At 38.5% G+C, this 20,400-nt stretch carries 22 protein-coding genes and 1 CRISPR repeat array; of the genes, 18 read left to right on the forward strand and 4 right to left on the reverse strand.

What is annotated here, in order from left to right; translation table 11 throughout:
• Positions 1-105: 105 nt before the first annotated feature.
• From A5888_RS19190 to A5888_RS19225, 8 genes are all read left to right on the forward strand, one after another.
• Positions 106-420 (forward strand): rhodanese-like domain-containing protein, encoded by a 315-nt coding sequence (locus A5888_RS19190; RefSeq protein WP_086349056.1) that lies wholly within the window; start codon positions 106-108, stop codon positions 418-420.
• A gap of 1 nt (position 421) precedes the next feature.
• Entirely contained in the window at positions 422-2,074 is a 1,653-nt protein-coding gene (locus A5888_RS19195; RefSeq protein WP_086349057.1) for an FAD-dependent oxidoreductase, read from the forward strand.
• Complete coding sequence (locus tag A5888_RS19200) at positions 2,074-2,370, forward strand: rhodanese-like domain-containing protein (RefSeq protein ID WP_086349058.1); 297 nt, start codon at positions 2,074-2,076, stop codon at positions 2,368-2,370. Before A5888_RS19195 ends, A5888_RS19200 begins: the two co-directional genes overlap by 1 nt.
• Positions 2,370-2,624 carry a metal-sensitive transcriptional regulator gene (locus A5888_RS19205; protein ID WP_086349059.1) on the forward strand — a complete coding sequence of 85 codons (255 nt, stop codon included), beginning with the start codon at positions 2,370-2,372 and terminating at the stop codon, positions 2,622-2,624. Before A5888_RS19200 ends, A5888_RS19205 begins: the two co-directional genes overlap by 1 nt.
• A gap of 344 nt (positions 2,625-2,968) precedes the next feature.
• Positions 2,969-3,832 carry a hypothetical protein gene (locus A5888_RS19210; RefSeq protein WP_086349060.1) on the forward strand — a complete coding sequence of 288 codons (864 nt, stop codon included), beginning with the start codon at positions 2,969-2,971 and terminating at the stop codon, positions 3,830-3,832.
• A 374-nt stretch (positions 3,833-4,206) separates the two neighbouring features.
• A complete protein-coding gene (locus A5888_RS19215) occupies positions 4,207-6,204 on the forward strand; it encodes a hypothetical protein (RefSeq protein WP_086349061.1) in 1,998 nt (665 codons plus the stop codon).
• Between the two features lie 152 nt (positions 6,205-6,356).
• On the forward strand, positions 6,357-7,166 hold the full coding sequence (locus A5888_RS19220) for a hypothetical protein (protein ID WP_339101784.1): 810 nt from the start codon (positions 6,357-6,359) through the stop codon (positions 7,164-7,166).
• Between the two features lie 253 nt (positions 7,167-7,419).
• A complete protein-coding gene (locus tag A5888_RS19225) occupies positions 7,420-8,310 on the forward strand; it encodes a diacylglycerol/lipid kinase family protein (protein ID WP_086349062.1) in 891 nt (296 codons plus the stop codon).
• 58 nt (positions 8,311-8,368) lie between these two features.
• Here the strand turns inward: A5888_RS19225 and A5888_RS19230 are convergent, their stop codons facing one another.
• Entirely contained in the window at positions 8,369-8,668 is a 300-nt protein-coding gene (locus A5888_RS19230) for a DUF5960 family protein (protein WP_086349063.1), read from the reverse strand.
• Positions 8,669-8,948: 280 nt separating this feature from the next.
• Positions 8,949-9,631: direct repeats of the CRISPR family, unit length 30 nt; unit sequence GTTTTAATCTAAACAGAGTGTAATGTAAAT.
• A gap of 155 nt (positions 9,632-9,786) precedes the next feature.
• On the opposite strand from A5888_RS19230, the gene A5888_RS19235 reads away from it, so the two are divergent.
• The 9 genes from A5888_RS19235 (at position 9,787) to A5888_RS19275 (ending at position 16,806) form a co-directional block, all read left to right on the forward strand.
• A complete protein-coding gene (locus A5888_RS19235; protein WP_086349064.1) occupies positions 9,787-10,686 on the forward strand; it encodes a helix-turn-helix transcriptional regulator in 900 nt (299 codons plus the stop codon).
• Between the two features lie 49 nt (positions 10,687-10,735).
• On the forward strand, positions 10,736-11,137 hold the full coding sequence (locus tag A5888_RS19240) for a GyrI-like domain-containing protein (protein WP_086349065.1): 402 nt from the start codon (positions 10,736-10,738) through the stop codon (positions 11,135-11,137).
• Between the two features lie 133 nt (positions 11,138-11,270).
• On the forward strand, positions 11,271-11,702 hold the full coding sequence (locus tag A5888_RS19245) for a hypothetical protein (protein ID WP_086349066.1): 432 nt from the start codon (positions 11,271-11,273) through the stop codon (positions 11,700-11,702).
• 145 nt (positions 11,703-11,847) lie between these two features.
• Positions 11,848-12,237 carry a MerR family transcriptional regulator gene (locus A5888_RS19250; RefSeq protein ID WP_086349067.1) on the forward strand — a complete coding sequence of 130 codons (390 nt, stop codon included), beginning with the start codon at positions 11,848-11,850 and terminating at the stop codon, positions 12,235-12,237.
• A 149-nt stretch (positions 12,238-12,386) separates the two neighbouring features.
• Positions 12,387-12,968 (forward strand): DJ-1/PfpI family protein, encoded by a 582-nt coding sequence (locus A5888_RS19255; RefSeq protein WP_086349068.1) that lies wholly within the window; start codon positions 12,387-12,389, stop codon positions 12,966-12,968.
• A gap of 106 nt (positions 12,969-13,074) precedes the next feature.
• Entirely contained in the window at positions 13,075-13,344 is a 270-nt protein-coding gene (locus tag A5888_RS19260) for an ACT domain-containing protein (protein ID WP_086349069.1), read from the forward strand.
• A gap of 46 nt (positions 13,345-13,390) precedes the next feature.
• Positions 13,391-14,734 (forward strand): PFL family protein, encoded by a 1,344-nt coding sequence (locus A5888_RS19265; RefSeq protein ID WP_086349070.1) that lies wholly within the window; start codon positions 13,391-13,393, stop codon positions 14,732-14,734.
• A 78-nt stretch (positions 14,735-14,812) separates the two neighbouring features.
• Complete coding sequence (locus A5888_RS19270; protein ID WP_086349071.1) at positions 14,813-15,205, forward strand: DUF1149 family protein; 393 nt, start codon at positions 14,813-14,815, stop codon at positions 15,203-15,205.
• A gap of 212 nt (positions 15,206-15,417) precedes the next feature.
• On the forward strand, positions 15,418-16,806 hold the full coding sequence (locus tag A5888_RS19275; RefSeq protein WP_086349072.1) for an L-cystine transporter: 1,389 nt from the start codon (positions 15,418-15,420) through the stop codon (positions 16,804-16,806).
• 305 nt (positions 16,807-17,111) lie between these two features.
• Here A5888_RS19275 and A5888_RS19280 read toward each other — a convergent pair whose 3' ends face one another.
• Both A5888_RS19280 and A5888_RS19285 read right to left on the reverse strand, forming a co-directional pair.
• On the reverse strand, positions 17,112-18,398 hold the full coding sequence (locus A5888_RS19280; RefSeq protein ID WP_086348158.1) for an ISL3 family transposase: 1,287 nt from the start codon (positions 18,396-18,398) through the stop codon (positions 17,112-17,114).
• Between the two features lie 185 nt (positions 18,399-18,583).
• Entirely contained in the window at positions 18,584-18,919 is a 336-nt protein-coding gene (locus A5888_RS19285; RefSeq protein ID WP_086349073.1) for a winged helix-turn-helix transcriptional regulator, read from the reverse strand.
• A 148-nt stretch (positions 18,920-19,067) separates the two neighbouring features.
• On the opposite strand from A5888_RS19285, the gene A5888_RS19290 reads away from it, so the two are divergent.
• A complete protein-coding gene (locus A5888_RS19290) occupies positions 19,068-19,697 on the forward strand; it encodes an NAD(P)-dependent oxidoreductase (RefSeq protein ID WP_086349074.1) in 630 nt (209 codons plus the stop codon).
• Positions 19,698-19,808: 111 nt separating this feature from the next.
• Here the strand turns inward: A5888_RS19290 and A5888_RS19295 are convergent, their stop codons facing one another.
• On the reverse strand, positions 19,809-20,291 hold the full coding sequence (locus tag A5888_RS19295) for a hypothetical protein (RefSeq protein WP_086349075.1): 483 nt from the start codon (positions 20,289-20,291) through the stop codon (positions 19,809-19,811).
• Between the last annotated feature and the right edge of the window lie 109 nt (positions 20,292-20,400).

Raw genomic sequence — 20,400 nt, forward strand, 5'->3', positions numbered from 1 at the left:
ATAAACCATTATTGAAATAGTCCAGTCAAAAACCTTTACAAACAGCTCATCAAAAGTTATGATAATTTATGTGATATACCCATAGGGGTATAAGAGGAGGGGACCATGTTTCTATTTAATAGAATTAAAGCAATTTCTGGAAAACAACTGGAAAGTCAATTAACGGAACGTCCAATTATTTTGGATGTTCGAGAAAAATCAGAGTTTATCGGTGGTCATATACCTGGGGCGGTAAATGTTCCGTTAGGAAAAGTAAAGAACTATAAACCAAAGAAAGAGCAACCGATTTATGTGATTTGCCAGTCTGGCATTAGAAGCAAACAAGCTGTAAAAATATTGATGAAAAAAGAGATCGATGCTGTGCATGTCAAAGGTGGAATGATCCGTTGGCAAGGTGCAGTCAAAGGAGGAAATTATTAAGATGAGAGTAGTGATTGTCGGCGGAGTTGCCGGAGGAATGTCAGCAGCAACAAGATTGAGACGCCTTTCAGAGGAAACAGAGATCATTGTTTTAGAAAAAGGACCGTATGTTTCTTTTGCAAATTGCGGGTTACCCTATTTTGTGTCAGGAGAAATCAGTGAGCGAGAAGAATTGATTTTGCAAACACCAGATCAGTTGAAACGTCGCTTCAATATCGATGTTCTTGTTGAAACGGAGGCAGTAGGTATAGACAGAGAAAACAAACAGGTTTCAATTAAAAGTCATGGAAAAGAAGAACAGCTTTCCTATGATAAATTGATTCTTTCACCAGGAGCGGCACCGCTAGTACCGCCAATCGATGGTTTAGCAGAAGCTAGGAACGTATATACGTTGAGAAATGTACCGGATGTCGATAAAATCACAGCGGCAATTGCTGAAAAGCAGCCGAAAAAGGCCGTAGTGATCGGAGCTGGATTCATTGGCCTGGAAATGGCAGAAAATTTGAAGCAATCAGGATTGGAGGTAACGATCGTTGAAGCTGCACCACAGATTTTACCGCCACTTGATAGAGAGATGGCAGCCTTCGTGGAAAATTGTTTGAAAGCTGAGGGAATCGCTGTGTATACTGGTGCAGCCGCGGAGTCTTTTAAAGAAGAAGGACAAATCATCGAACTAGGCACAGGTGAGAAAATTACTAGTGATTTCACTATTCTTTCGATCGGTGTGAAGCCTGTCAATGAGTTGGCAGTTGCCGCTGGCTTGGCAACTGGCTTGAGAGGTGGTATCGTTGTCGATGAGAACTATCAGACCAATGATCCAGATATTTTTGCGGTAGGGGATGCAATTATCGTCAACCAACAGATCACAAATACAGAAGCAATGATTTCATTGGCTTCTCCGGCGAATCGACAAGGTAGACAGGTAGCAGATGTCATTTCTGGTATGAAGCGGAAAAATAAAGGAAGCATTGGCACGGCTATCGTCAGAGTTTTCGATTTGGCTGCAGCAAGTACTGGATTGAATGAACGCCAGTTGACTGATTTAGGGATTGCGTATAAAGCTGTTCACATCACAGCGAAAAGCCATGCGGGGTATTTTCCTGAGAGCCAGCCGATTACATTGAAGCTCATCTTTGATCCTGTAAGTGGAAAGCTCTTTGGGGCGCAAGCGGTAGGTAAAGATGGAGTAGACAAACGAATCGATACATTGGCGACAGCGATCAAAGCTGAAATGACTGTAATGGATTTACCTGAATTGGAATTTACGTATGCACCGCCATTCGGTTCCGCAAAAGATCCGGTCAATATGATTGGCTACGCAGCCTTAAACATTGTTGAAGGCCTGTCAGATAATCTTCAATTCTACGAGCTAAAGGAAGCTCAAAAGGCAGGTGCTGTCTTTCTGGATGTACGAAATCCAGAGGAGCTGAAGAATAATGGCAGTATTGGAGAAGATATCAATATACCATTGGATGAACTGAGGGAACGAGTGGATGAGCTGCCTAAGGACAAGCAGATCATCGTTAGCTGTCAAAGCGGACAACGCAGCTATTTGGCAGAAAGAATCCTAAAGAATAACGGATTTAACGTGAAAAATCTAGATGGTGCTTTTCAAATTTATAGTACAGTTTATCCTGAGGAGGTAAAGAAATAATGTATCAAACAATGATGGTTCCGGAATTTGAGCAGTTGGTAAAGAACGAGAAGGTGAATATTCTTGATGTTAGAGAAGTGGATGAGTTTCAATCTGGTCATATTGAAGGAGCAATCAATCTTCCTTTAAGTGGCTTTCCTGAGGCGGCAGAGGCATTGGATCAGACGAAAGCGTACCATGTTATCTGTCATTCTGGCAGTCGTTCACAAATGGCCTGTGACTATCTTGGTTCTAATGGCTTCGATACAACGAATATCATGGGTGGTATGTCCACTTGGAGAGGAGCAATCGTCTAATGCAGTGCGACAAAAAAATAGCGAATCGTCTAAAACGCTCGGAAGGTCAGATACGAGGCATCCTCAACATGATGGAAGAGGGCAAGGATTGCAGAGAAGTCGTTACCCAGCTGATGGCTGTTCGCTCAAGTATTGATAAAGTGATTGGGTTGGTTGTGACAGAAAACCTCGTGCAATGTATGAATGAAAAAGACATTGATCTATCCAGTGAAGAGGTAGAAAAAGCGTTGGAAATGATCGTGAAGACAAGATAGTAAAGAGAAGTTATCGAACAGAACCTGACAGGGGAAAGACTGTGGGTTCTGTTTTTTGTATTAAGAAGAGTGATTTATCAGAGGAAATTGAGGGAATGAAAAAAGAAAAATAATTTAAATAATCGATACACGAAATATTCAGGAATGGAGGTAGATCCGAAAACTGAGAATTTCCAAAAATGAATAGCATTTGGAAATAGCATTAAAAAAAGAAATCATGATAGAAGTCAGTTTGTTGTGTAAATTAATTCTAAAATAAATATGTATAAAAATAAAAAATACAAAAGTTATTGAATTTATATTTTTTGTTTGGTAAAATAAAAACAAAAAGGAGTTTTTTTGCTATGAGAAGAAGAAATATAGTTACATTTGTTGCGGTTTCAGTAATCGGATTGTCAATGATACCTTTTGTTGCTAAAGCCGCTGGAGGGCAAAGCTTTGTTCAAGCGCCATCAATGGACATAAGAGATAATTTATATGGAAATATTGCTGACGGCCTTTCGGAAGCAGGAGAATACAACCGTTTGAATGATTTTAAATACGTTTATGAGCAGTATGGCGTTGTTCCAAGAGAATACATGGACATGGTGACACATGTTGATTCAGATTGGGAGGAACCATATCTGAATGGATTAGAATATGCGGAAAATTTGGAAACCTTGCAAGGTGAATTTATAGAAGAGTTACAAGAGTTGTCTCCGATAAAAGATTTGGTTAATCTAAAATCTATTTGGATAGAATATGGTGATAACACTAATTTAAAAGAACTTAAAAATCTAACATCGTTGGAAACACTTAGAATCTCTAGTAGCGGTTACTCAGACAGAGCAAATGATGAAGGTACGGACGAAAAACCAGATATGTTGGCATTGTATGATATTTCTGAGTTATCTAACCTATCAAGCTTGAACGAAATTAAAATCTATACTCAAGGCTTATTGCAAACAGTAACGATGAAGAAGGGGACAACTAGTTATGAAATGTATAGTCCTGTGATTAAATCTGAGCAATTTGGAGATAAAAAAATAGAGTATAGTGAAGCTTATTCAAATGGTGAGAACGAGTTGTTTACAGAGCAGGACAGCTTATTAAAATGGGAAAATATCCCCTCTGATGCAGAGCACTTATCATTTAGTTGGAATGTTTCTAATGGAAAATCTTTTGCATTTAATGGAGAAGTATTAATTCCAATTAACTGGATAGATTAAACTGAGTTAATCGTAGGTGGAGATAAATATATTTAGTGAATCAAGAGAAGCGTGAGTTAATTCATGCTTCTCTTTTTATCTTGGATAATAGAGAATGTCGATTCGATAGTAATAGTATGCTTAAGGTATAAGCTAAAATTATTTTGGGAATGAGTGTTCATGATAGAAATAAGTGATTGGAGGGTTAGATTAAACCTTACAACTTATTTTTTTGATGATCTCTCGATAATTATTCAAGAAATGAACGATTGCCGAATTCTTTTACTTGGTTTTTAGAGTAAATTTAAACTAGGAAAAAGACATTTTTGATCATATTTAGTTGTTGTGTAATAGACATGCACTATTGGTCGTCTTTACAAAAAGGAGAGAGCGGAATGGCAGTAGAAAGAGACATTTTAACCGATGAAACTCAATGCTTACAAAACAATATTGGTTTATCTGGTGTGTACGATACGTTAGAAGAGTTGCAAAATTCTTATCCTAACGGTAAAGAAGGACTTTTTGAGGTTATTGCTGATAGAGATTTATACACCTACTCAAATGGTTCGTGGACTCGATTAGTAGGGCAAGGCTGTGATGATTTAATGCAAAAATCTAGAGTCGATCCGGCTTCTAAAGCTTCTCTTCCTGCACATCCTGCATTAGAGCAGGCGTCGCCAATATTGGTAGACCCTAAAGCTTTACCATTCGGAAGTTTTCATACACAAATAGCTGCAGGTGTTACCGAAAATATGCCTAAAAACCATTTGATTGGACAACATTATATGAATAAAAATGGCGTTGAGGGTGGAGGGAGAGAATATTATGATTTAATAAATGCTGTTCAGCCAGTTTATTGGACCGGTGTTAGAAGCGAATACATGAATGAAGAGATTCACTGGACCTATCATGGACTAAATCCTGATGAATATTTGCGTGCGTTGTCTACTCACATTTATGGTTTAAAAGCTAAGAGAGAGCGTTACGATATAACGAATAGAGTAACTTTTTTACAGGAGACAGACACCCATGTTGCCAAACATCAGCATGATATAGGAAGGAATAATATTGCCCCACTAAATATTGATAGGTTCGAAGCAATAACAACATTGTTAAATGACGATTACGACTTTAGATGTCATTTAGGTGATTGGTTTGACGGTGAAGGTCCTAAAAATGAATCGTTTGCTGACTTGCATAGCATTACTAAAGTTTTTTTTAGTCGTGATAAGAAAAGCTTTGGTGTAGTTGGTAACCATGATTATAATTGTGTTTATCCTACTACAGTGATCCCGGCTGATCAACCTAAGGACTTTTTCTCACATGAGGAGGTGCTAAGCTTTTTCCATAAATCGACACATCCCGATACAATTTATAAAGATAATATGTATTACACTGATCTTGTCAATAAGAAAATCAGAGTAATCGTTTTAAATGCATTTGATAATGAAGTAACCCCTAATGCTTCTGGTTCTATTAATATTTTAGTTAGAAACACTAGTAGTTATGGAAATAAGCAAGTCACTGATTACTATGATACATTAACTAACACACCTGCTGATTATAACGTGATCGTTTTAACACATAACACTTTCCAAAACGTTATTAACACTATTAACCAAATTAACGGAACAACCATGAGACAGATATCAGAAGCGTTCCAAAATTCAAAACGGAACAATGTGACTGAAACAGGAATCAAGTCAGAGAATATGGAATACGATTACTATAAATTAGGTATGGACATTGATTTTACTGGTAAACCTAAAAATAGAATTATTGGCATTTTCTCAGGACATCTACACGCTGACCATTACAAGAATATCAATAACATAAACTACATTGTTTCAAAAAATGCTTACTTTTCCGGTATTGGCCAGGGAGGGATCATTAATACGTTGACTGAAGCTGCTTTTGATATAATCGACATTGATTTAGATAGAAAAATTGTCTATTGTAATCGAATTGGATGGGGCGTAGATAAAAGGTTTGTTTATGGGAAGAATTTGCTGACAAACCAGGACCAAGTTTTTACTGTTACTAGTAATGGCGGTTCAAATGAAGTGACAAGCCTAACCTCGTTTTCTGATACTGTAGCTAATCTTGGCTTAATTTACGGACAAAAATGTGAAGTAAGTATCGATGTTACTATAGACACTCCTGTATCGGGTAGCTTTAGAATTGAAACGGCTGGTAGTGTTATTCAATCCATTTTGCCAACAACTCAAATAAATACCTTCAAGCCTAATCTAACTCGTAGATTAAGTTATACTATGACAGTAGGAACAGCATTGATTAGTTCTACGAATATCTTGAAGACAGCTGTTCGTTGTAATTCAGTTTCAGCTACAACCAATATCCAATTATCAAATATAAGGATAACGCCGCTGTAATAGTTTCGAATAGTTCCTATATAATATTGCAGCAAATGAAAGAAGGAGGTAGGCATTCTAAATTGAAAGTGAATCTATATTGAAAACGATTTCTTTTCTTTTTCTTTTTTGCTATTATTATTAGGAAGTGAACATTAGGAGGGGAATTATAAATGAAAAGAAAATCATTGCTATTTATTGGTTTGTTTTTATGTTCTTTAGGTTTTACAAACGAATCGGAGGCTGCGGGAATCCACAATGGATACATACAATTTCCGAATGATATTATTGCAAACGAAATTTCATATAAATTAGAAAGTTTTGGTTTGTTAAATGAGTCCTATTATGACTATGGAGTGATTGAGGAATCCAACTTTGATTTGCTTCCTAACGGAAAATTTGATTCTATTGGACCATTTCCATTCTCTTATCTTTCCAATAGCTTAGAGAACCTACAATATGTCAAAGCCAAAACATTAAATTTGCAAGGGACATATCCTGAATTAAACCAAATTGGTGCAAATGAAGCTTATGAGGAAATGAATGTTGTTATCTCAAACACTCAATATCCTGGTACCCAAAATACAGGTGTTGCAGATTTATCTTTTATGAACAATTTACCAAATTTAAAAATATTTAATTTTAAAACAGTAGCTGGGTATGCGTTGACAGATATTTCAAAACTAGGTGATTTCCCGTCTATTACACAAGCCACAATTGAAACAGAATCAAAAATGCCAGCTATAACGCTCAAATCTGGCTATAGAAAATATGAAGTACTTGATCCAATTATACTTTCCTCTCAATTTTCCGGAGCAGAAATAAATTATTCTTCTAATGACTCTACATTTACAAATACAGATGGTTTACTAAAATGGAATGCGATTCCTTTTGAAACAGAGTACTTAAATTTGCATTGGTTCGTTAGTAAAGGTAATTTTAGTTATACTGGTGATGTACAGATACCTATCAATTGGAAATAGGCTTATTTTACTTAAATAATCTTCTTTAGAAATGAAGGGGATTATTTTTTATGATAAGAATTTCAACTTTACAAATTTGTTCGTACTTTTTTATCTCATTAAAAAATATGTACTTTTTTGATGCTAAATGAGCTAGTGACTTCTGATTTGGTTGTTTCAACAGCATATCATTCAATACTTAGGGAGACCTATGCTAGAATAATGAGTGAATAGGCAAGTTGAAATCAAACTGAAAAATGAGAGGAGCAACGGAATGAACGTTTTATTGGCAATCAATCCAAGTGCCGGTGGAGAGCAAGCAAAAGAGTATCAAGACTTGGCTGAAGAGAGTTTAAAAAAGCGTTTTGATGAAGTAACCACTGTTTTAACAGAGGGCGAAGGTGATGCGACGAGGCTAGCTAAAAAAGCTGCTGAGGAAAACTACGATGCCTTTTTTGTCATGGGTGGTGACGGGACAGTCAATGAAGGAATCAGTGGTTTAGCAGAATTAGAAGAACGTCCTGCATTTGGCTTTTTCCCGTTAGGAACAGTGAACGATTTAGCAAGAGCCTTAGGAATTTCAATGGACCCGAAGGAAGCAATTCGACAAGTTGAAAATTATCAAACGAGGAAGCTGGATATTGGCAAAATCAACCAATCGTATTTTATGAATGTGGTAGCAATTGGGGCGATTCCTGAAACACTTAATGAAACGAGTATCGAAGATAAAACAAAGTTTGGAAAGCTAGCTTATGTTTGGAATGGACTAAAAAGCTTTATGGGGAATCAATCCTATGATTTTCGTTTGGTTTTGGATGGCGAAGAGCAGACGATCCACAGTAGTACAGTGATTATTGGTTTAACGAATTCAATTGGTGGCTTTGAAACGCTGCTGCCTCATGCAGAAATCAATGATGGTCTGTGTCATTTGATTTATCTCAAAGATGGCTCGAAGCTTGAGACGCTTCAAGCTGTGCCTGAGTTACTTAAAGGTGTGGAAAAGGAAAGCGATCATTTGAACTATCTGACGTTCAAAAAGGGAACGATTGAATTGATGTCAGGGGAGTCTCTCCAAGTGAATGTGGATGGTGATCCGGGAGATGAGTTACCAATCGATATTCGTATCCTTTCTGGACATCTGGATGTGTACTGTCCGATTGATTAAATAATAGATAGAAATCCCCTCAGGCGAGCAAGTTCCTTCGTCTGTGGGGATAGTTTCATTACCATTCCGGTTGTTCATCCGTCTGTTCATCTACTTCAAACGGTTTACCTGCGTAGGTATATTCTGTCTCTAATGTTCCATCGTATTCACGAGTAAGCAGCTGGCGTTCAAATGGAAAGGTTGCTGGAACCCCAGAGGCTGTTTCAGCTGCTGGTAAAGTAAAGGTATTCTCACCCGTCTGATTCAAGTGCAGCAATACACGTTCAAGAATTTTTTCATCGGATTCATTTGGCTGATTACTGACATTTCTGTAATCTGTTAAGAAGGTTTCTTGTTGCTTAATGACATTTTCTAACATGGTCGTTCCCCCTTGAATTAAGTCTAATAACTTCTACAATAACATGGTAGCGCAAATGGGAAAAACTGTCTAAATATTGGTTTATATAAGAAGATAAAAATCAATCTGTCGACATCCGATAATGTAAAAAACAAGGGAGCTCGACAGACGGTAAAAAGCTTGCTGTTATTGACTTTTATGTAATTAGTTAGGTAAAATGAATAAAGAAGAGTAGTAAAACTTGAGGGTCGACAGAATACCCTCTAGAAACCCTATTATATCAGGCTTGAAACTGGGGTGGGTTTTAATCTAAACAGAGTGTAATGTAAATCTTTGTAAGGGAGTAGATCATAAGGGACGTACTAGTTTTAATCTAAACAGAGTGTAATGTAAATGGTGCTTTGACTTCACCATTGGGGTTAGCAACAGGTTTTAATCTAAACAGAGTGTAATGTAAATTCCCTATGCAGTGAGGTAGAGCTTCTCTTAGGCACAGTTTTAATCTAAACAGAGTGTAATGTAAATATATGAATGAACGTGAAATGGAGTTGAGTCTATCGTTTTAATCTAAACAGAGTGTAATGTAAATGATATTGATGAACATGGCGGCGGAGGAGGATACGGAGTTTTAATCTAAACAGAGTGTAATGTAAATTCAAATACAACTGTGTCAAACTCGATCCATGCATGTGTTTTAATCTAAACAGAGTGTAATGTAAATGCAAACACCGTCAAAGGTGGCGAAGATGTTGTATTCCGTTTTAATCTAAACAGAGTGTAATGTAAATCCGGTTATTGAGGTAGTTGAAACACCTGAGACGGTTGTTTTAATCTAAACAGAGTGCAATGTAAATGTTCTTGAGAAGCCTATACCTTGATTGTTGATAACGTTTTAATCTAAACAAAGTGTAATGTAAATCACTTAATCACAGCGATTAAATTGCATATCAGCGAGTTTTAATCTAAACAGAGTGTAATGTAAATTTCGCTGATAAGCTTTCTATCACCGTATCAGAATTACGTCTTAACCTAAACAACCTGTAATCCAGACCAATTTATTTCGTCTAAAAATAAGTATCAATCAACTTCTCATCTAAGGCTCGCAAGAGTCAATCCAATGTCGAAAGGAGTATCTCTCTATGTCTCAACAGTCGCGTATGTTTTATATCATGAACTATCTGAGCGTGCATCAAGAGACGACAGCTCCTTTTCTGGCGGAAAAGCTGGAGGTTTCTGTGCGAACGATTTACCGAGATCTGGACAATCTTTCCGGGCTCGGTTTTCCTGTTTATGCGCAAAATGGTCGAAACGGCGGGATACGATTACTGGAAAATCATCAGTTGCCCGCGACTTTTGTAACGGAGGAGGAGCAAGAGACGATTTTATCTGGATTAGAAAATCTTGCTGTAACTGAGTTTGGCGGTGCCGATGAGTTGGCTGTAAAGATGTCTTCCTTGTTCAAGCGTTCTGCGGATTCGTGGCTGGCTATCGATTATTCTGGTTGGCGTAAAACAGAGGAAAAAGACTATATCGAGCTATTGACGATGGCTAGAAAACAAAAGAGATGCGTGTTTCTTACCTATGAGAACAGCCAAGGCGAGACGAGTGAGCGTGAGGTTGCACCGAATAAGCTTTTCTTTAAGCAGCATAATTGGTATTTGTCTGGTTATTGCTATTTAAAAGAGGCACATCGGGTTTTCAAGCTGAGACGAATCAAACAGCTGAGCATATCGGATCGTCCACTTGATCCGTCACTTTTGACAGAGGATTACATGCCGGAATATTCCTATCAGCAATTGGAATTTGCGATTGAGGCAGAGTTGCTGCCGAGAATGCAAGAGGAGTTGTCGAATTTGCAGATCGAACCGCTGGGTAAACGTTTAAGGGTAAGTACTTGGCTCGCAACTGGGGAATGGCTTTTTTCATACTTGCTTTCGTATGGTGCATCGTTAGAGGTACTGGAACCGAAAGAAGTGAGGGAGCGAATTGAGTTGGAAATTCAAAAATATCAGAAGCTTTATTTAAAACATGACAGCTAGTTGTCATGTTTTTTTGTATATGATAGTAAAAAACAAGGAGGAATGACAAATGAATGTTTACGAAATTGGCTCAATCAGAACCAATAATTTTACCGCAGATATGGGGGAGAAAATTGGCGGCTTATGGCAACAGGTTATGCCAGATATACAGGGGATCGCACCGATCTATGCGATATATCATGAGTATGAAAGCAACTACACTGGTGACTATACTCTGTCGCTAGCGGTAGAACCGGCGAAGAGTGAAAATATACTGGAATTAGATGAAGGGCAGTATCGAATATTTCCAGTCGAACAGACACCTGAAGACCCGTCTAGGAATAATGTTGCTGAAACTTGGCAGAAAATTTGGCAACTAGAGGAATCCGGTAGCTTGAATCGTCGCTATGAGAAGGATTACGAGAAGTATGCCGCAGATGGCACTGTAGCAATTCATATCGGCATCAATTAACTTGAATCTCGCTACTGACTATTGAATCGGAGTTGCAGAAAAATTTATTTCCTGTAAGATATTACTAAGGTGTTTCTGAGGATTTCAGAGGATACTGGAATTTTCAGAAGCACACTAAGAAAGAGGCGATAACATGGGTAATATCTGGATGGAACGATTGATGAGATGGCAAGCAAAATTGCAGAAGCTTATGCGTGGGCGCTATGGTCATTTCGATAAGTTAAGCCGGGCGCTACTGGTCGTGAGTCTGGTCACAGTCCTGCTAAATCTGTTTTTAGGCATGGCTGTTTTACGCTGGGTCGTATTTTTCCTTTTGGCAGTGGTATATTATCGTTTTTTCTCAAAGAAAATCTATGTTCGATCTAATGAAAACCAAAAATATATGAATTGGATCAGCAAGTACACGAAACGGATCAGCTACTTGAAGGAACGGATTCAAAACAGGAAGACCTATACGTATTTTTCCTGTCCGGAATGCAAGCAGCATTTACGGGCACCAAAAAACAAAGGGCAAATCAAAGTCACCTGCTCTAGCTGTAAAACACAATTTCAGAAAAAAGTATAAGTCTTGCGATTTTCAAAAAGCGTCGCAGTCAGGAGCCTTAGGCGAGCAACACGTCTAAAGGCTCTTTTTTTCTTAAATCTTGATCAAACAGTAAAATTTTCCCGATTATCTGATAAAATAAAGAGAACTGAAAGGGGCGAATAAGATGAAGATCAATGAAGTCAGTAAAAAATATCAGCTATCCTTATCTACCTTGCGTTACTATGAAAAAATTGGATTGCTTGATCCTGTAGAGAGGGTTAGTGGTATTCGCCAATATGGAGACCAAGATTTCGATCGGATCGAATTCATCCTCTGTATGAAGGAGTCTGGACTAAGTCTTGAGATGATCAAAGAGTATTTTGACCTCTATAAAGAAGGCGATCATACGTTGGAGAAACGACTGAGCTTGCTGCAAAAGCAGGAGCAGGAAACCAAAGAAAAGCTGGAAAGAGTGCAAGCAACATTAGACTATATCCATTATAAAATGGGATTGACAAAGTCAAATATAAAAAAACGAGATAAGGGAAAAGCGGAGCCTGTTAAAAGCAGTTAGGCCATGCATGGAAAGAAAGCTTGAAGGCAACCAACATTAGACTTGACCTAGAATTATCTAGCGAAAAAATCCAACTGTTTTTATAGACAGTGGATTTTTACTATATACTGATTAAAAAAGTTGGCTAAACGAAATGGAGGCAAAAAAGTATGAAAGTATTGGTTTTACTCGCAAAAGGTTTTGAAACGATGGAATTTAGTGTGTTTATTGATGTACTTGGCTGGGCAGATAATGATTTTGGTGCAGAAATTCAAACTGTAACCTGTGGGATGCAGAAAACGGTCAATAGTACTTTTAATGTACCGATCAATGTAGATGTGTTACTTGATGAGGTCGATGTGTCTGACTATGCGGCACTAGCGATTCCCGGTGGCTTTGAAGAATATGGCTTCTATGAAGAAGCATACAGTGAACCATTTTTAGAACTGATTCGTCGTTTTGAGAAGCAAGGAAAACCAGTTGCCTCGATTTGTGTGGCAGCCTTACCGTTGGCTAAAAGTGGTATTTTAGCAGACAGAAAAGCAACGACCTATCATTTGAAGGATGGCCAGCGTCAAAAACAGTTAGCGGATATGGGGGTAGAGGTACTTGCAAAACAGCCAATTGTTATTGACCGTCAGGTGATTACGTCTTATTGCCCGGAGACAGCAGTTCATGTTGCTTTTGAGCTGTTGGAGCTTTTGACGGATAAATCGATGCGTCAGCAAGTGATGCATGCAATGGGCTATTAACTGAATCACGAACGATAACTGATTTTATAGAGATTTCGTTCATGAATTTAGCGTTTCTTGCTCGGAACTATGCTATAATGAAGCAAAATAATGAGGAGGTTCATTTATGCGTGCAGTGTTAACAGTAATTGGTAAGGATAAGGTAGGAATTATTGCGGGGGTCAGCACAAAGCTGGCGGAAATGGGAATTAATATCTTAGATGTTTCGCAAACAATCATGGAAGAGTATTTTACAATGATGATGATTCTATCTTTTTCAGGAAAAGAGATAAACTTTGAGGCGATTCGTGAAGAACTGAATTTGCTTGGGAAAGAGCTTGGTGTGAAGATCAGCATTCAAAACGAAGAGATTTTTAATGTCATGCACAAGCTATAAGAAATTTTGACAAGGTGTTCATTAACTAAAAACAGAGGTGAAAATTTTGGAAACCACGCAAATATTAGAAACGATTCGAATGATCGAAGAAGAAAATTTAGATATTCGTACGATTACAATGGGGATTTCTTTATTGGATTGTATTGACAGTGACAGCGATAAGGCTTGTCAGAAAATTTACGATAAAATCACACGTGTAGCGAAAAATTTGGTACGAGTTGGTGAGGACATCGAAGCAGAATATGGGATTCCGATCATCAATAAACGAATCTCTGTTACACCGATCAGCATCATTGCAGCAGCAAGTGCAGATGAGGATTATGTAAAATACGCAATAACTTTAGATAAAGCGGCTCAAGCAGTGGGCGTCAATTTTATCGGCGGCTTCAGTGCATTAGTGGAGAAGGGCTATCAGTTTGGTGATGATCGTTTGATCAACTCGATTCCTCAAGCCTTGGCGGAAACTGATTTTGTCTGTTCTTCCGTTAACATTGGTTCGACAAGAGCAGGAATCAACATGGATGCGGTTCGTCACATGGGATACATTATCAAAGAAACAGCTGAAAAATCTGATATGGGCTGTGCCAAGCTGGTTGTTTTTGCGAATGCAGTAGAGGATAATCCGTTTATGGCTGGAGCGTTCCACGGTGTAGGAGAAGCAGATTGTGTTATTAATGTTGGAGTCAGTGGACCGGGTGTCGTTAAACGTGCGTTAGAAAAAGTCAAAGGCGAACCTTTTGATGTGATCGCTGAGGTTGTGAAGCAAACGGCGTTCAAAATCACACGAATGGGTCAGTTGGTTGGCCGAATCGCTTCCCAACGCCTGGATGTACCATTTGGGATCGTCGATTTGTCCTTAGCACCTACGCCTGCTGTAGGAGATAGTGTGGCACATATCCTGGAAGAAATGGGTCTGGAAAGTGTGGGGACACATGGTACAACGGCAGCTTTGGCTTTACTAAACGATGCTGTGAAAAAAGGCGGCGTGATGGCGTGTAATCATGTTGGCGGTCTTTCAGGCGCATTTATCCCGGTTTCTGAGGATGCTGGTATGATTGATGCTGTGAACAATGGCGCGTTAAATCTTGAAAAGCTTGAAGCGATGACAGCTATTTGCTCGGTTGGGTTGGATATGATTGCGATTCCGGGTGCGACATCTGCTGAGACGATTGCAGCCATGATTGCTGATGAAGCAGCGATTGGTGTAATCAATCATAAGACAACTGCTGTTCGGATCATTCCGGCGAAAGATACAAAGGTTGGCGATATGGTGGAATTCGGTGGTTTATTGGGAAGAGCACCGGTAATGAAGGTTAATCCATATGCTTCTACAGATTTCATTTTACGGGGGGGACGAATCCCGGCGCCGATCCATTCGTTTAAAAATTAGCGTATAAATAATTTATTTTTGAGCAATAAAATAGATATGGATATGTTATAATAATTTTTATAAGGAGGGTGATATCAGTTGGAAATCAAACGTCAACAAGAACTAGTGGAAGGCTTTCACTATGACATGCGTAAACCAGATGCAGAAGTTGAGACACAACTACGTGTAGGATTTTCTCCAATCGAATCAAAAGATGAGAACTATCCTGCTGAAAATACAATTATTGCGTCACGCTTGGAGTTTCGTTTAGCTTTTGATGAGTATGTATTGTCAGGAGCAGTTAGCCAAGTATCGCATATTATTAATCGTAAAATTGCGAACCAACAAGATTTATCTCAAGAAGATGTAGATGAATTAGTTGCTCCATTGTTCGATATCGTGAAGCGCATGGCTTATGAGTTAACAGAAATTGCTTTAGATAAGCCGGGCATTCAATTAAACTTCCAGTCATCACAACCGGAAGAAGAGTAGTAAATAAAAACTAGCGATAGCTTTAGGCTATCGCTAGTTTTGTTTTTGTATCAGGCAATAAGCAAAAAAATCGCTTTTCTTCCTTTTAATAAGTTAAAATATATCTATCACTGAATGTTTAATTCAGGGTAGCTGCTGAAGAGTGGCTACCGGGAACCTTTACTTCCTTTGGTGGACTTGTCATTAAAATAAATGAACACAGGAGGAAAAAAATGACAACACTCATCACAGTTTTAGTGGTTCTTGCATTTCTTGGCGTAGTTTATGCCTTTTATCGGATGCAGGCAAAACACTTGAAATTCTCAACACGGGTATTTGCGGCGTTAGGTGTAGGTATCGTATTGGGCGCAATCATTCAAATCGCTTTTGGTACACAGAGCGATATTACTACTCAAGCAATGGAATGGATCGGAATCGTTGGTAATGGTTATGTAGCGTTATTGCAAATGTTGATCATGCCATTGGTATTTGTTTCTATCGTAGGAGCATTTACAAAAATGAAAGAGTCCAATAAGCTGGGAAAAATCAGCTTTAATGTTTTGGCTACTTTATTAGGAACGACAGCAGTAGCGGCATTGATTGGATATGGCAGTACTATTTTATTTGGATTACAAGGGGCGCAGTTTACAGAAGGTACAGCAGAAACAGCACGTATCGCTGAGCTGGCAACGAGACAGGAAACGATTGAAAATCTGTCTATTCCACAGCAAATCCTGTCATTTATCCCGAAAAATGTTTTTGCAGATCTTGCCGGCACGCGAGCAACAAGTACGATTGGGGTCGTTATCTTTGCGGCTTTCGTAGGTATCGCGTATCTTGGCGTAAAGAAAAAAGCGCCAAAAGAAGCGGAATTTTTTGCTAATTTGATTGATAGTTTGTACAAAATCGTTATGAGAATCGTTACATTAGTTCTACGTTTAACACCTTATGGGGTCTTGGCGTTGATGACAAGTGTCGTAGCGACAAGTGATTTTGAAGCAATTTTGAACTTAGGTAAATTTGTAGTGGCATCCTATGCGGCGTTGATTGTTGTTTTGTTGCTCCATTTGGCTATTCTAGCAGCAATAAAGGTTAACCCGTTGAACTACTTGAAAAAAGCATTCCCGGTATTGAGCTTTGCTTTTACTTCAAGATCAAGTGCAGGAGCACTACCTTTAAATATTGAAACTCAAACAAAAGCGCTGGGTGTCGATGAAACAACAGCGAATTTTGCGGCAAGCTTTGGCTTGTCCATTGGTCAGAACGGCTGTGCGGGAGTTTATCCTGCGATGCTTGCAACAATTGTAGCGCCAACGGTAGGAATTGATGTATTCAGCTTAGAATTCGTCTTGATGTTGATCGCCATCGTAACAATCAGCTCCTTCGGTGTTGCCGGAGTTGGTGGTGGTGCGACCTTTGCTTCATTGATCGTTCTTGGCGCAATGAACTTGCCAGTAGCAATTGTTGGTTTGGTTATTTCTGTAGAGCCATTGATCGACATGGCAAGAACAGCAGTAAACGTGAGTGACAGCATGGTAGCAGGTATGGTTGCCAGCTCTCGAATCGATCAATTGGATCGCTCTGTCATTACAGATGATGAATTAGTTGTAGAAGCAAAATAGAGAAATAAAAAGACATGGATCGGAGAAAACGGTTCTATGTCAATTTGTGTTGGTAGGACAAAAAACTGAATAAAATCGTAGAACTTGGAATAAAAATCAGAGACATTCTGGTTTTGTTTCAAGTTCTTTTTTAGAAATAGGAGGACTTCTGCCAATTATCTGGGCAGCTGGCCGGAAGCGACTTGGCAAAAAGCGCCAATTCCATTCCTAAATCGAGTCAAAGTAGCTGTACATGTACTTGGATAACAGCTACTAATTCCCGATTTACCTTTATAGCTGCAGAGATATTGGTTGTGAGCCTCCTTTTAATCTTGAGAAAAAACAAGACCTTGAACAATGTAAATACGTGAACGAAAATGATAGAAATTGCGGTAGCCATAAGCCACTCGTTTGATTACCTTAATCTTGTTGTTCAACCCTTCTGTAATGCCATTAGAAAAAGAAAAACTGAAAGCATTGGTAATTCCTTGTCTGTGCTTCTTGAAGAATCTCAATTTCTTTTTGAACCAGAAAGGCAGTCGGGGATCTAGTGTATCAAGTTCTTCAAAGAAACGCTTGGCGTCTCGATGAGTAAAGGCATATTTGAGAAATTGAACAGTATCGTAAGCAATGCGCAAGGTTGAATCATAGCTGAGTAATTCATCGACAATATCTGTTTGAGTTAATGGACGTTTGAACAGTGAATGATAGGGACGATGTTGACTATCAAGTTCAGAGGAATCTTTTAAGAGTAACTTCCAATACCGTTTGAGTCGACGATATTGCTTCTGTTCTAGCGGTGAGGAATGCCGAAAGGCATTCATTGTCTTTATCCGCAGTTGATTTAACGCTCGATTCATCTGTTGGACAATGTGGAATCGGTCAGTGACGAGTTGGGCATTTGGAAACACAGACTTGAGTAATTGATCATAGCTCGCATTCATGTCCATGACCAGGTACTTTACGTTTTCTCGAGCTTCTTTTGTGTAACGCATAAAGTGTCGGGTTAAGTGTGTTAACCGTCGGTCTTCAAGGACTTCAAGAATCTTGTTGGTTTCTCCATTAACACAAATAAAACTCATGGCTCCTTCACAAGATTTCATTGATTTGAATTCATCAATACATAAAATTTTTGGAAGAAATCGCCAGTTTGGAGAATAAGAAGTAGCTAGCTCTTCCATTAAGCGAAGAACCGTCACGTCTGAAACGAAATGTTTTTGGGCAATCTCTTTCCTAGAAACATTTTTCTTTAAATCAAGCATGATTTGGAGACAGAGCTGCTTCGATAAATGATGATGCTCTTCAACTAACTCTGTTTGAGCGTGAAAAGTAGCGTGACACTCATGACAACGAAAGCGTGAACGTTTCAGCTCCAATAATGTCAAGCGACCATTAAAAACAGGTAATTGAGTATATGTCCGATGGTAACCGTTTTTGATGATCTGTCCTTGATTTTTAATGCCACAGTTTCTACAATGTGTAGGTATATACGTAAGTGTTGCTTTGATGACCTGAGCCTTAACACCTTTTGAATGACTGTATTCAAGCCAATCCTCTCCAAAGGAGAGATGTTTATCTGTTAGTCCAAGCAATAATCTGGTATTCTTATCCATAGAGGAACAACCTTTCTGATGATTTGTGGTTTTTGTCGATTTCATTTTATCAGTTTGTTGTTCCTTTTTTGTGTTTGAACACTCAAAAAAGTGCTGGTGGTTTTTCCTTTAGGAATTTCCACCAACACAAAATATTATAGAACCGAGAAAACAGGACTCCGATCCATGTCTTTTTTTGTTTGAAGCTAGCTGACTTCTTTATTTTTAACCAGTTCTTGATAAGAGGTGCCCCAGTCTAACATGACATCCAGAATTGGCTTAAGGCTATAGCCAACTTCCGTCAGGGTATATTCTACTCGTGGTGGTACCTCAGCGAAAACTTCTCGCACCAACAAACCATCCGCTTCCATTGTACGTAGATTACTAGTCAGAACTTTTTTTGAAATCGCGCCAATGGAACGATGAAGCTCGCCAAATCGCATAGTCCCATCCATCAAGTCACGAAGAATCAAGACTTTCCAACGGTCACTAATCAACATCAAGGTTGTTTCGACCGGACATTTTGGTAAGGGTTTATTCATTTTTCTTACTCCTTTTTCTTTCTATAGTTACTTATGGGTACCTAGGTAACAAAAATGTGCTTACTTTACAATAGTTACTTATGAAGCTATTATAAGTTTATCGACCTATTAAAACAAGTAGGAATACAAATTATTGGAGGAATGGAAGATGAAAATTGCCGTAGTAGCAGCAAATGGTAAAGCAGGAAAACAGATTGTTGAGGAAGCTGTCGCACGTGGACATGAGGTGACTGCTGTTGTCCGTGGAGAAAACAAAACCAAGGCACAGTATCAGTTGATCAAAGATTTGTATGATTTGACTACAGAAGATTTGAACGATTTTGATGTAGTTGTTGATGCGTTTGGCATATTTGATCCGGAGAAAATGGAAGAGCATCAAACATCATTGAAGCATCTTGCTGATATTCTTAGCAATACCGCCACACGCTTATTGGTAGTCGGCGGAGCAGGCAGCTTGTATGTTGATCCTGAGCATACAGTTGAATTGATGAATACGCCTGATTTTCCAGAAGCATTCAAACCATTGGCTTCAAACATGGGTAAAGCGTTAGCAGCATTGAAAAACCGTAATGATGTGAACTGGACATATATCAGCCCAGCGGCAGATTTTCAAGCGGATGGAGAAAAGACAGGGAAGTATTCAGTAGCAGGAGAAGAGCTGACTTTGAATAGTAATGGTGAAAGTGTCATCAGCTACGCAGATTATGCAGTAGCGATGGTTGATGAGATTGAAAATGGAAAGCATATCAAGGAACGGATTTCAGTTGTGAAGGCTTAAATAAAACCGTTTTTGGATTTAAACATATAAAAAGGCTTGTACCGGCTATCTATGAGGGAATTATTCATATATAGTCGGTACAAGTTATTTTTTCTTATGAAAGAAAATCGATTAGACACCAGCAACTGCGAGCGCTTGAAGGTCTATCATCGTGCTTTCAAAGTTTTCCTTATGCCAATTTTTATAGGCAGCTCCCGAAGTGCTTGCTTCATATCCAATAATACCACTTGAACGAAAATCGCTAAGCTCCTTTTGTTGGATATTCAGTTGAATCGTTTGTTCTTCTGTATCTATTGAAACGAGTGTATTGAAGCCGCTATCCTCAACAGATAGCTTTTGAATATGCTCATTTTTTATTGTCAGCAAGCCATTTTCCCGTACATCCTCTTTTTTCAAGTTTAGGTTCCATGTAGAAACAGGAATAAAAGCAACTTCCTGTTGACAAAGTTGAAGAATAAAGTATTCTCCAACAAAAAAATCAGCAACTCGGGCACTCAAATTTTTTGGTGCATATTTTACAACGATTGCTCGATTTTTGATAGGTTCCAAACCTAACTCGACCATGAAATCGTAGATATCTTTTTCTTTTGCCATAAGGCACCTCTTTCTCTTCCTTTTTTTATACTGATCAGCTTATAAAAAATATAGCATGTAAAAAAGCGATTTCTTTCTTTTTAATACTATTATTTCGTAAGCACCGAAT

It is taken from the genome of Enterococcus sp. 9E7_DIV0242 (assembly GCF_002140975.2).
GTDB classification, from domain to species: Bacteria; Bacillota; Bacilli; order Lactobacillales; family Enterococcaceae; genus Enterococcus_L; species Enterococcus_L clewellii.